This window comes from Thiothrix winogradskyi, assembly GCF_021650935.1.
GTDB lineage: Bacteria > Pseudomonadota > Gammaproteobacteria > Thiotrichales > Thiotrichaceae > Thiothrix > Thiothrix winogradskyi.
In genome coordinates, this window is the sequence record NZ_CP091244.1 from 1,820,184 (window position 1) to 1,834,356 (window position 14,173).

The following is a 14,173-nucleotide window of genomic DNA, read 5'->3' on the forward strand; positions in this document are numbered from 1 at the left end:
GATGCACTGGGCAATTATCTGTTTGAAAACCTGTATCCGGGCAACTACAGCGTGACGTTTGCGTTGCCAGCGGGCATGAGTTTCACCAGCCAAAATCAGGGCGCGGATGATGCCAAAGACAGCGATGTGGCAAGCGATGGCATTGCCAGTGCTACCCTGAAATCCGGTGACAATAACCTGACGCTGGATGCCGGGGTACGCCCTGCTTCCGTCGCCGGGCGGGTCTGGATCGACAACAATACCTCGAATGCACAAGACGATGGTCTGGCGGCAGAAAACGGTGTAGTTGGTGTCAGCATTAACCTGATTGACACCAAAACCGGCAAGGTGGTGGCGACTACCACCACTGGCGCAGACGGTTTGTATAACTTTACTGGGGTATTGCCGGGCAATTATCAGGTGCAGGTGATCGAACCGGCTGAAATGGGCTTCGTCAAGCAAGACCAAGGCGGCGACGATACCAAAGACAGCGATGTGGCAGTTGCTGATGGCAAGAGCCATGCGTTTGATGTCAAATCCGGCGATGCGATTATTGATGTGGATGCGGGTATTGAACCCGGCGCATTGGGTGATCACGTTTGGCTGGATCTGAATGGCAATAACCTGCAAGACAGCGGTGAACCGGGCGTTGCCAATGTCACGGTGAATTTGCTGAATGGCGGCGGCACGGTCGTGGCTACCCAAACCACCGATGCCACCGGCTTCTATAACTTCGCGGCGGTACTGCCGGGCAATTACACGGTGCAATTCGTACCACCGGCAGGCATGACGCTGGTAACAGCCAATGTCGGTAGCAATGACACCCTTGATTCCGACCCCGGTGTGGATGGCAAGGTTGCGGTAACGGTCGTTTCCGGCGTGGGCAATCAAACCGTGGATGCGGGGATTGTGCCAGCCAAACTCGGCGATTTCGTCTGGTGGGATCAGAATGGTGACGGTACACAAGGTGCTTCCGAACCTGCGGTAGTGGGCATGAGCGTCAACTTGCTGGATAAAGATGGCAAATCAGTGCTGGATGCGGGTGGCAATGCCATGACTGCCATTACCGACGCTCAGGGCAAGTACGAATTTGTGGTATTGCCGGGCGAATACCGGGTTGGTTTTGTTTTGCCAGCCGGGGCAACCTTCAGCAAGCTGGATCAAGGCAGCAATGATGCCGCCGATTCGGATGCGGATCTGGCAACCGGTCTGACCCCGGTGGTCAAACTGGTGTCTGGCGATGTGAACACTACGCTGGATGTTGGTTTGAGCGTTTCCAGCGTGTCTGGTTATGTGCTGGAAGACCGCAATGCCAATGGCGTACACGATGCGGCTGAACCCGGTATTGCTGGTGTCAGCCTGACACTGGTGGGCAATGATGTATTCGGCAATCCACTGACAGCGACGGCAACCACCAATGCGGATGGTTTCTACAGCTTCAGCGTCCCGGCGGGTACGTATACCGTGACCGAAACCAATCCGGTGACTTACCTCTCCAGTGGCAGCAAAGCCGGTTCGGCAGCGGGTGCTGCGGTAGTGGATGCGGATAGTGTCACCACCCCTGCACCGGGCGGCAGCACTTCCGAACGCAACGACTTCTTCGACTACCGTATTGGCAGCATTGCCGGTCAGGTACGCGATGACGTGGATTACGACGGTGCATTGGCTGATGTGGAAACCGGTATTCCGGGCGTGACCATCATCCTATTGCGTGATGATGTCGAAGTGGCAAGAACCGCTACTGACAGCGACGGCAAATACCTGTTCCCGAACCTGAAACCGGGTAACTACGTAGTGGTTGAAACCGATTTGGCACTGTGGAATTCCACTGCTGACATTGAAGGTGCAAACGACAACCGTATAGCCGTGGCACTGGCTTCTGCCCAACACAGCACCGGGAATGATTTCTTGGATAGCAAGCAGAAGGGCAGCCTCAGCGGGGTAGTGTGGACTGACACCGATACCGACGGGGTGCGTGATGCTGAAGAAACCGGTATTCCCGGCGCAACGGTTACGGTAGTGAATGCTGATGGTACGGTGGTGGCGACGCTGACCACCGATGCCAATGGGGCGTATCGTGCGGAGCAGTTACCGCCGGGTGAGTACTTGGTGAAAGTTGATCCCGCCAGTTTGCCAAGTGGCGTGCAGCAAACGGCTGACCCGGATGCGGCGAAAGATCATCAAACCACCGCTAATGTGAATCCCGGAACAGAAACCTCTGGGCTGGATTTCGGTTACGTCGGCAGTGTAAGTCTGGGTGATCGGGCATGGCACGACCTGAATGCGAATGGTATGCAGGATGCTAGTGAACCTGGGGTTGCTGGGGTATTGGTAACACTGTTCCAAGATGCGAATGGTGATGGTGTTCCAGCCGCTAATGAGCAAGTCAGTACACAAATTACAGGGGCGGATGGTGCTTATCAGTTCAGTGGCTTGTTACCGCTGGATTATCTGCTGACCTTTAGCCAGCCAGAGGGTTATCTGCGCAGTGCCAGCAATCAGGGCGCAGATGATGCGCTGGATTCGGATGCTGATGCGAATGGTCTGGCGGCAGTGAGCCTGAAAAGCGGCTCAAACCAGACAGTGGATGCGGGTTTCTATCGTCTGGGTAGCCTTGGGGATTATGTCTGGTTGGATATGAATGACAACGGCAAGCAAGATGCCAGCGAACCTGCAATGCCCGGTGTTACAGTGCAATTGCTCAGCGCAGACACCCAGCTTGCGGCGACGACAACGGATGCCAACGGTAAGTATGTCTTTACCGATTTGCCGCCAGCGGTTTATACCGTCAAATTTGTGCTACCCAACGGGATGGCATTCGCCACCGCTAAGCAAGGTGCAGATGATGCGCTGGATTCCGATGCAGATAGCAACGGTGTAGTCAGCGTTACCTTGACCTCAGGTCTTGAGCTGCGTCATGTCGATGCTGGGATAAAACCGGCAGCTATCAGCGGACGTGTGTGGAGCGACAACCAAACTCCGAACGCCCAAGATGATGGTATCGGTACCGAATCCGGTGTGGTGGGTGTCGGCGTCAACCTGATTGACGTGAAAACTGGCAAAGTGGTGGCTACTACCACCACAGGTGCAGACGGTATCTATCAATTCACGGGTGTATTGCCGGGCGACTATCAGGTACAAGTCATCGAACCTGCCAATATGGGCTTCGTCCAACAAGACCAGGGCGGCGACGATGCCAAAGACAGTGATGTCAATGTGGAAGACGGCAAGAGCCATACCTTCACGGTCAAATCCGGCGATAGCATTACCGATGTCGATGCCGGGATTGAACCGGGCGCACTGGGTGATCGCGTATGGCTGGACAGCAACGGCAATGGTCTGCAAGACAGCGGTGAACCCGGCATTGCCAACGTCACCGTCAACCTGCTGGATGGCAGCGGCGCAATCGTTGCCACTCAAACCACCGATGCGACGGGCTTCTACAACTTCGCCGCCGTCTTGCCGGGTGATTACACCGTGCAATTCGTCGTTCCAGCCGGAATGACGCTGGTAACAGCGAATCAGGGCACGGATGACACGCTTGATTCTGACTCGGTAGCCGATGGCAAAGTAGCAGTCACCATCGTTTCCGGTGTGGGTAATCAAACCGTGGACGCAGGGATTGTCCCTGCCAAACTGGGCGATTACGTCTGGCAAGACTTGAATGGCGATGGCAAGCAAGACGCGGCAGAACCTATGGTTGCTGGTCTGGTGGTCAACCTGCTGGATAAAGATGGCAAGCCAATGCTGGATGTGGGTGGTAACGCCATTACCACCACCACCGACCAAGACGGCAAATACCAGTTCATGGTTGTACCGGGTGAATACCGTGTGGGTTTCAGTCTCCCAACAGGTGTGGCAGCCACTACCGCCGATCAAGGTGCGGATGATGCAGCGGATTCCGACGCTGACCCCGCCACTCTGATGACACCGGCAGTTACGCTGGCATCCGGTGCGGAAGATGTCACTTTGGATCTGGGTCTGGCTCCGGCTACTGTCTCCGGTTACGTAATCGAAGACGCCAATGCCAACGGCGTACAAGACAGCGGCGAACTGGTGATCGTGGGAGTGAGCGTGACCCTCACAGGCAAAGATGCCTTCGGTGTCGAAATCACCCAAACCACGACAACCGATGCCAATGGTTTGTACAGCTTCACTGTTCCAGCGGGCGAATACACCCTCAAGGAAACCAACCCGGAAGATTACTTCTCCAGTGGCAGCAAAGCCGGTTCGGCAGCGGGTGCAAGCGTGGTCGGTATGGATGAAGTCATGACCCCCGTTGCTGGTGGCACTACTTCCGAACGTAATGACTTCTTCGACTACCGCGTCGGCAGCATTGCCGGTCAGGTACGTGATGACGTGGATTACGACGGCGCATTGGCTGATGTCGAAACCGGTGTTCCGGGCGTAACCATCATCCTATTGCGTGATGATGTCGAAGTAGCAAGAACGGCTACCGACAGCGAAGGCAAGTACCTGTTCCCCAACCTGAAACCGGGTAACTACGTCGTGGTTGAAACCGATCTGGCACTGTGGAATTCCACTGCTGACATTGAAGGTGCAAACGACAACCGTGTGGCGGTCACACTGGCCTCTGCGCAACACAGCACTGGTAACGATTTCCTCGATAGCAAGCAGCAAGGCAGCCTCAGCGGGGTAGTGTGGACAGATACCGATACCGACGGCGTGCGTGATGCTGAAGAAACCGGCATTCCGGGCGTGACCGTAAAGGTGCTGGACAGCAATGGCACAGTCGTTGCCACGTTGACCACGGACAATACCGGTGCTTATTCAGCGACTGATTTGCCACCCGGCAACTACACCGTGCAGATTGATCCGGCAACCTTGCCCGCAGGTTCACAGCAAACTGGCGATCCTGATGCTGTGCTGGATCATCAAACGGTTGCTGAGGTCAAACCGGCGCAAGCAACCAGCGGGTTGGACTTTGGCTATGTCGGCAACGTGTACCTTGGCGACCGCGTATGGCATGACCTGAATGCCAACGGTATTCAGGATGACGGCGAACCCGGTTTGGCTGGCGTCACCGTGATGCTGTATCGCGATGCCAATGGCAACGGCTTGGCAGAGCCGGATGAGCAACTCAAATCCGTGGTGACACCAGCAAGCGGTGCTTACCTGTTCGCTGACCTGTTACCGCTGGATTATTTGGTGAAATTCACCCTGCCCAATGGCTATCTGCGCAGCTCGTCCAATCAGGGCGCGGATGATGCGTTGGATTCCGACACGGATGCCGACGGGCAAGTAGCCGTTAGCCTGAAAACCGGCGCGAATAACACCATTGATGCCGGTTTCTACCAACTGGCAAAACTCGGTGATTACGTGTGGCTGGATGCCAATGGCAACGGTGTGCAAGATGCCGACGAACCAGTCATGGCAGGTGTGGAAGTGCAATTGCTGGACAGTGCCGGTCAAACCTTGGCAAGCACCACAACAGACAGCAATGGCAAATACCTGTTCAGCGACCTGACTCCGGCTGCTTACAGCGTCAAGTTTGTTGCCCCAACCGGGATGAGCTTCACCGCTATCAAGCAAGGTACTGATGCGGCACTGGATTCCGATGCGGATGGCAATGGTCTGGCAACAGTGACCTTGATTTCTGGTGAAACACAGCTTGGCATGGATGCTGGGATTACCCCAGCAGCTATCAGCGGACGTGTGTGGAGCGACAACCAAACTCCGAACGCCCAAGATGACGGTATCGGTACCGAATCCGGTGTCGTGGGTGTCGGCGTTAACCTGATTGACGTGAAAACCGGCAAAGTGGTGGCTACTACCACCACAGGTGCAGACGGTATCTATCAATTCACGGGTGTCTTGCCGGGCGATTATCAGGTACAAGTCATCGAACCTGCCAACATGGGCTTCGTCAAACAAGACCAGGGCGGCGACGATGCCAAAGACAGTGATGTCAATGTGGAAGATGGCAAGAGCCATACCTTCACCGTCAAATCCGGCGACAGCATTACCGATGTGGACGCGGGTATTGAACCGGGCGCACTGGGTGATCGCGTGTGGCTGGACAGCAATGGCAATGGTCTGCAAGACAGCGGTGAACCGGGCATTGCCAACGTCACTGTCAACCTGCTGGATGGCGGCGGCGCAATCGTTGCCACTCAAACCACCGATGCGACGGGCTTCTACAACTTCGCCGCCGTCTTGCCGGGCGAGTACACGGTACAATTCGTTGTTCCAGCCGGAATGACGCTGGTCACAGCGAATCAGGGCAGTGACAAAACGCTCGACTCTGACCCAGCAACCGACGGCAAGATTGCAGTCGCCATCGTTTCCGGTGTCGGCAACCAAACCGTGGACGCAGGGATTGTCCCCGCCAAACTCGGCGATTACGTCTGGCAAGACTTGAATGGCGATGGCAAGCAAGACGCCAACGAATCTGCGGTTGCTGGTCTGGTCGTCAACCTGCTGGATAAAGATGGCAAGCCAATGCTGGATGTGGGCGGTAACGCGATTACCATCACCACCGACCAAGACGGCAAATACCAGTTCATGGTATTGCCGGGTGAATACCGCGTCGGTTTCAGCCTTCCAGCCGGTGTTGCCGCGACCAAAGCTGATCAAGGCAGCGATGACGCTGCCGATTCCGACGCTGACCCTGCGACCCTGATGACACCAGCCGTCACGCTGGCATCCGGTGCGGAAGATGTCACTTTGGATCTGGGTCTGGCTCCGGCTACTGTCTCCGGTTACGTAATCGAAGACGCCAATGCCAACGGCGTACAAGACAGCGGCGAACTGGTGATCGTGGGAGTGAGCGTGACCCTCACAGGCAAAGATGCCTTCGGTGTCGACATCACCCAAACCACCACCACGGACGCCAACGGTCTGTACAGCTTCACTGTGCCAGCGGGTGAATACACCCTCAAGGAAACCAACCCTGCGGATTACTTCTCTAGTGGCAGCAAAGCTGGTTCGGCAGCGGGTGCAAGCGTGGTCGGCATGGATGAACTCACGACTCCTGTTGCTGGTGGCACTACCTCCGAACGCAATGACTTCTTCGACTACCGTATTGGCAGCATTGCCGGTCAGGTACGCGATGACGTGGATTACGACGGTGCATTGGCTGATGTCGAAACCGGTATTCCGGGCGTGACCATCATCCTGCTGCGTGATGATGTCGAAGTGGCAAGAACCGCTACCGACAGTGACGGTAAATACTCGTTCCCTAACCTGAAACCGGGTAACTACGTCGTGGTTGAAACCGATCTGGCACTGTGGGATTCCACTGCTGACATTGAAGGTGCAAACGACAACCGTGTGGCGGTCACACTGGCCTCTGCGCAACACAGCACTGGTAACGATTTCCTCGACAGCAAGCAGCAAGGCAGCCTCAGCGGGGTAGTGTGGACTGATACCGATACCGACGGCGTGCGTGATGTTGGCGAACCTGTGCTGGCTGGTGTAAGTGTTACGGTGCTGGATAGCAGCGGCAATCCGGTGGCGACCCTGACGACAAATGAGCAAGGTGTCTACAGTGCCGCTGACCTGCCACCGGGTACGTATACGGTGAAAATTGACCCTGCCAGCTTGCCTGCGGGTGCACAACAAACCGGCGACCCGGATGGTGTTAAAGATCACCAAACCCAGGCGGTAGTGAAACCTTCTCAGGAAACCAGTGGTCTGGACTTCGGTTATGTCACGCTGGTGTCGCTGGGCGACAAGGTATGGCATGACCTGAATGCCAACGGTGTGCAAGACGCGGATGAACCGGGTCTGGCAGGGGTGATGGTGGCGCTGTACCGCGATACCAACAACAACGGTATCCCTGATGCGGATGAGCAGGTGAAAGCCGTGCTGACCGATGGCACGGGTGCGTACCTGTTCAGCAAGCTGCTGCCGCTGGATTACCTCGTGACCTTTAGCCAGCCGGACGGTTATCAGCGCAGCCCTGCCAAGCAAGGTAGCGATGATGCGCTGGATTCCGACACCAATGCGCAAGGTGTGGTGGCGATCAGCCTGACGGCGGATACCACCGCTGTGGATGCCGGTTTCTACAAGCTGGGCAAGCTCGGTGACTATGTGTGGCTGGATGCTAATGCCAACGGTTTGCAAGAGGTGGATGAGCCAGCAATTACCGGCATGACGGTGCAATTGCTGGATAGCGCTGGGGCAGTGGTAGCAACCACTACTACGGATGCAACGGGCATGTACCAGTTCAAGGACGTTGTGCCAGCCGCTTACAGCGTGAAGTTTGTTGCACCGGAAGGCATTGCCTTTACTCAGACGAAGCAGGGGACGGATGCGGCACTGGATTCCGATGCGGATGCCAGCGGTGTTGCATCTGTGACCTTGGCTTCTGGGCAAACCATCGACACCGTGGATGCGGGGATTCTGCCAGCCGCTGTCAGCGGGCGGGTGTGGATTGACCGTAACGCCAATGGCTTGGATGACACTGAAACCGGCGTACCGGGTGTGCGGGTTAATTTGCTGGATGCCAAAACCGGCGAAGTGGTCGCCACCACGACCACGGGGGCAGAAGGTCAGTACAACTTCACGGGCATTTTGCCGGGTGAATACCTGATCGAAACCGTGCAGCCTGCCACTATGGTATTCGTCACGCCTGATCAGGGCGACGATGATGCCCGCGATTCCGATGTGCAAGTGGCTAACGGACGTAGCCCCAGCTTTGTACTGAATTCGTCAGCGAGCGTGACGGATGTCGATGCCGGTATTCAACCGGGCGAACTCGGCGATCATGTGTGGCTGGATCAGAACAATAACGGTCTGCAAGATGCCGGTGAACCGGGAATTGGCAAGATTACGGTGAATTTGCTGGATGGCAGTGGCAATCCGGTGGCGACGCAAGTTACCGATGCGACCGGCTTCTACAACTTCACCGGGGTATTGCCGGGGGATTACAGCGTGCAATTCGTATTGCCGGAATGGGCGCAATTTACGGCGACCGACAAAGGCAGTGACGATGAGCTGGATTCCGATGTCGATGCTGCGGGTAAAGTGGCTGTCAGCGTGGTTTCCAATGTCGGCAACCAGACGGTGGATGCGGGTATTGTGCCTGCCACCATCAGCGGTACGGTGCTGGATGACCGTAATGCCAACGGTGCGCAAAACGATGATGACAAGCCGGTGGCGGGTGTGGTTGTGACGATTACGGGTACGGATGCGTTCGGCAACCCGGTCACGTTGGAAACCACTACGGATGCAGACGGTAATTACAGCATTGCCGTACCGCCTGGTACTTACACGGTCAGGGAAATCAATCCGTCGGATGCGGTGTCGACAGGCAGCGAAGCCGGAACACAAGGCAGCGCGGTGGCAGATAAAGATACCCTCAACGTTAACGTGAGCAGCGGTCAGGTATCAGCCAACAATGACTTCCTTGACTACATGCCAGCACGTCTGAGTGGTCAGGTGCGTGATGACAGCAATGGCAATGGCGTGCTAACCGACGCAGACAGCGGTATTGCCAGCATCAGTATTGGTTTGTGGCTGGAAGACACACTCGTCGCCACGGAAATGACGGATGCCGACGGTTACTATGTATTTGAAAATCTGTTACCGGGTACTTACAGCGTGCGTGAAGCCGATCGTAATGGTTGGATTTCCACCGCTGATGTGGATGGCGCAAATGACAATAGCATCAGTGTGACCGTGCAATCGGGTGATGACAAACCGGGGCAGGATTTCCTCGATACCTTGCTGGCGAACATTACTGGGCAGGTGCGCGAAGACACTGACCGTGACGGTGACTTGCAGGATGCTGACCAAGGCATGGCTGGCGTAACTGTTACCTTGCTGCTGGATGGCAAGCCGATACAGACCACCACAACCAATGACAAGGGTGAATACAGCTTTACGGCTGTGCCACCGGGTAACTACGTGATTAGCACGACTGATCCTAACCCGTATGCCCCCAGCGGGGATGTGGATGGCGGTCAGGATGGCGAAGTCGCGCTGACAGTCATTTCGGGTATCGCAGTGACGGATCAGGATTTCCTCTACGCCAGCGTGCTGGGTTCGTTGGGTGATTTGGTGTGGCTGGATCGAAACAACGATTCCTTGCAGGATAGTTCTGAGCCAGTGCTGAGCGGTATCAAGGTGGTGCTGTCAGGCAAGGATAGCGCGGGTAATGCAGTCAGTCTGACCACGACCACCGATGCTTCCGGTAACTACTTGTTTACTGCGTTGCCACCGGGTGTGTACACGCTGGAATACCAGTTGCCGCTGGGTATGCGTTTGACCTTGCCAAATCAGGGTAGCAATGAAGCGCTGGATTCCGACCCGGAAATCCTCAGCCGTCAGGTGACTGTCACCTTGACTGCCGGGGAACATAACCGTGATGTCGATGCCGGGGTACGCCCAGCCGCTGTCAGTGGTTCCTTCTGGGAGGATAACAACGGTGACGGTTTGCTGACGCACGGTGAGCGTCCACTGATGGAGATTCCGGTACGCTTGTACACCGACCCGAATGGTGACGGTGATCCGGCGGATGGTGAGTTGGTCGGCACAACCAGCAGCAATGCTGGCGGTGATTACGGCTTTAGCGGGCTGATGCCGGGTACTTACGTGGTGGTGGTGACACCGCCTGCGAATTACCTGCCGGTAACACCTAACCAGGGTGATGACCCCAATATCAATAGTGGGGTCTTGGCAGACCGCAGTATGCCTGTGACGTTGGAGTCCGGTGATAATGTGGACAAGAACGGCGGCTTCTATGAGGTTGGCAGCTTCGGCGACCGCGTGTGGCTGGATCTGAATGGCAACGGCAAGCAGGATGCGGGCGAACCGGGTATCCGTGATGTCACGCTGGCATTGTTGGATAGTGCAGGCAAGCCGGTCATGAATCCGCTGAACCCTGAGCAGCCTTACCGGGTGGTGTCGGACGTCAACGGTGAATACCGCTTTGATAACTTGCTGCCGGGCCAGTATTTCGCGCAAATCGACAATCTGGATGGTTTTGTCCTGACCCAGACCGATGCGGGTACTGATGACGCAATGGATAGCGATGCCAATGCGAATGGGCGGATGTCAGCGGTGGTGCAATCCGGTCTGCATAACCCGGCTGTGGATGCGGGTCTATTGCCAGCCAGTGTCACTGGACGGGTGTGGATCGACCACAACAGCAGCAATGGTATCGACGATGGCATGTATCCTGAACCCGGTGCGGTGGGTGTTGTGGTCAATTTGCTGGATAAGGATGGCAAACTGGTCATGACCACCACCACGGGCGTGGACGGTATCTACAGCTTCGTCGGTGTTTTGCCGGGTGAGTATCAGCTCGAATTCGTGACCCCGGACAATATGAAACTGGTGGCGGCGAATCAGGGTGAAGACGATACCCGCGATTCCGATGCTGACATTGAAACCGGGCGTTCACCGCTGTTTAGCGTGACTTCCAGCAAGGTGGTGCAGGATGTGGATGCCGGTATTCAGGCTGGTGCATTGGGCGACCGCGTGTGGGTAGACCTGAATGAAAACGGTGTGCAGGATGCAGGCGAACCGGGCGTGGCGGGTGTAACCGTCAAGCTGATGGATGGTAATGGCAAGGATGTTGCCCTGACTACCACGGATGCTTCCGGTTTCTACGCCTTCCGCGATGTCGTACCGGGTACTTACACCGTACAGTTCGTGCTGACCGATGACATGAAGCTGACCGTGGGCAATCAGGGTGACGACGATGCGATTGATTCCGATGCTGACCCGGCAACCGGTAAGGCAACGGCAGTGGTAGCATCAGGTGCGCCGGGCAATCAAACGGTGGATGCCGGTATTCTGCCAGCCAAAATCGGTGATTACGTCTGGCTGGATGCCAACAAGAACGGCGTACAGGATGCAGGTGAAATGCCGCTGGCAAACGTCACCGTTCTGTTGCTGGACGAAGCCGGTAACATGGTGGCAAGCACTGAAACCGATGCTTCCGGCAAGTACCAGTTCAGCGTACCAGCCGGTAGCTACAGCGTGCAGCTCATTGCGCTGGATACTGCCTTTGCCACCGCTGGGCAAGGTGACGATGCCGAGCGTGATTCCGATGTGAATAGCATGGGGGCAACGCCGCTGGCAGCATTCACGTCCGGTACAACCAACCTGACGCTGGACGCAGGCATTTTGCCAGCTACCATCAGTGGCAAAGTGGTGAATGACCTGTGGGCAAACGGCACGGTTGAACCCGCTGATGGCGTTATTGCCAATGTCACGCTGACACTCAGCGGCACGGATAGCTTCGGTAATCCGGTCAGCCTGAGCACCGTATCGGCAGCCGATGGCAGCTACCAGTTCTTAGTGCCGCCGGGTACTTACACGCTGACTGAAACCCAGCCGCAAGGCTATGTGTCAACCGGCAGCAGTGCAGGCACGGGCGATGGTAAAGTCATCAGCCACGATCAGGTGCAAGTGAGCGTTGCCAGCAATGCCACGGTGCAGAACGTCAACTTCCTTGACTATGATCCGGCATCCTATGTGGTGCTGAGCGGCAAGGTGGTGGATGACCGTAACCACAACGGTGTGGAAGATGCGCAGGAAAGCGGTTTGCCGACGGTGACTGTCACCCTGTTCACTGACCCGAACGGCGATGGCGACCCGGCAGATGGCGTGGCAATCGAAACCGTGACCACTGACAGCAGCGGCAGCTTCACCTTTGCAGGTGTTCCGCCGGGGCAATATCTGGTGGTGGAAACCGACCCTGCCAACTACGAGTCCACCGCTGACAGCGCAGGCGCTAACGACAACCGTGTGCCGGTCACGCTGGTTTCCGGGCAAGTGCCGCCCAAACCGTTGTTCCTTGACGCCAAGCCGCAGGGTAGCCTGAGTGGTCAAGTGTTGCTGGATGCTGATAATGACGGCGATCTGGCTGACCCGGATAACGGTTTAGTCGGTATCACGATGCAATTGTTCAGCGACCCGAATGGCGATGGCAACCCGGATGACGGTGCAAGCGTTGGTAGTGTCCTGACCGACGAAACCGGGCGTTACGTGTTTACCAATGTGCTTGCCGGTAACTGGGTGGTGGTTGCTACCGACAAACCGGGGCATGTTTCCACGGCTGATCTGGCAATGCCGAATGACAACCGCATTCCGGTCGTCGTCGATGTGGTCGATGGTAGCAGCGTGTGCCGCTTGCCGGATGGCAAAACCACTTGTACCGGGCTGAACTTCCTTGATGCGCAACTGAACAGCGGTATCCTCTTGCAGAAAACCGCTTACCAGGGGCATGACGCTGGGGCGAAGTGCGGCACGGAACAGGCAAAAACCGAGATGACGCTGGTAGACCTCGACAAGGACAAACGTGAAAACGTCACCTACTGTTTCGAGATCACCAATACCGGCGACAACTGGTTAGCACAGGTGGCATTGCTGGATGAAACCCTTGGCTTGAGCGCTGACAAGCTCAAACCGCTGGGTAGCGTGCCTGCCTTGTTGGCACCGCTGAGCAAGGATGCCAATGCCCGTATCCGTTACTACTACGAGCATGTCATTACTGCGGGTATCGTCAATAAAGCCAGTGTCACGGCGAAACCGGCACAGCCAGACGGTACGCTGCTGGGCGATGCGCTGGATGCCAGCAGCCAGAGTTCGGTCAATGTCCGCTTTGTGTTTGACCCGCCAACGGCCCTTAAGACGGTCACGGCAACCGGCGAACAGGTGATGTTGTGGCAAATGGTGTGGATCAACAGCAGCAGCGATACGGTTGCAGGTGTGGAAATCTACGACGGTGTGCCAGAAGGCACGTATTACGCAGCAATGGAAGCCGGAGCGCACGTCAGCGCAGACGGGGTTTACTGTGAAACACGTGGTACTTCACGCACCGACATTTGCCGCTACGAAGCCCCCAGCAAGGAGTTCCCACGCGGTCGGGTCTTCTGGAAAGGGAGCATCGGTGCAGACTTGGGCAATACCACGGAAGAGACAGCCACGAATGAAGTCGTGATTCGTTTCTACAGTGTCTTGAACCAGGTGGGTGAGCAGCAAACCATCGAAAACCAGGCTAGCTCCAGTTGGGATATGAATGGAGATGGTAAACCGGAATACGCGGATGTCAGAACGGATAACAACAATACTGACCAATCCGGTGATAGCACCAGTATCTCTATCGGTGCACCCACTCAAATTCCAACCTTGGGTGAATGGGCGTTGTGGATGCTGAGCTTGCTGATGCTGCTGGTAGCCTTTGGCTACCGGCGCAAAGCCAGCTAAGGTTTAACCA

The 14,173-nt window shown here is 56.3% G+C and carries 1 protein-coding gene; it reads left to right on the forward strand.

Annotated features, from left to right (window positions below):
* Positions 1–30: 30 nt before the first annotated feature.
* A complete protein-coding gene (locus tag L2Y54_RS09240; protein ID WP_236502016.1) occupies positions 31–14,163 on the forward strand; it encodes an IPTL-CTERM sorting domain-containing protein in 14,133 nt (4,710 codons plus the stop codon).
* The last annotated feature ends 10 nt before the right edge of the window (positions 14,164–14,173 follow it).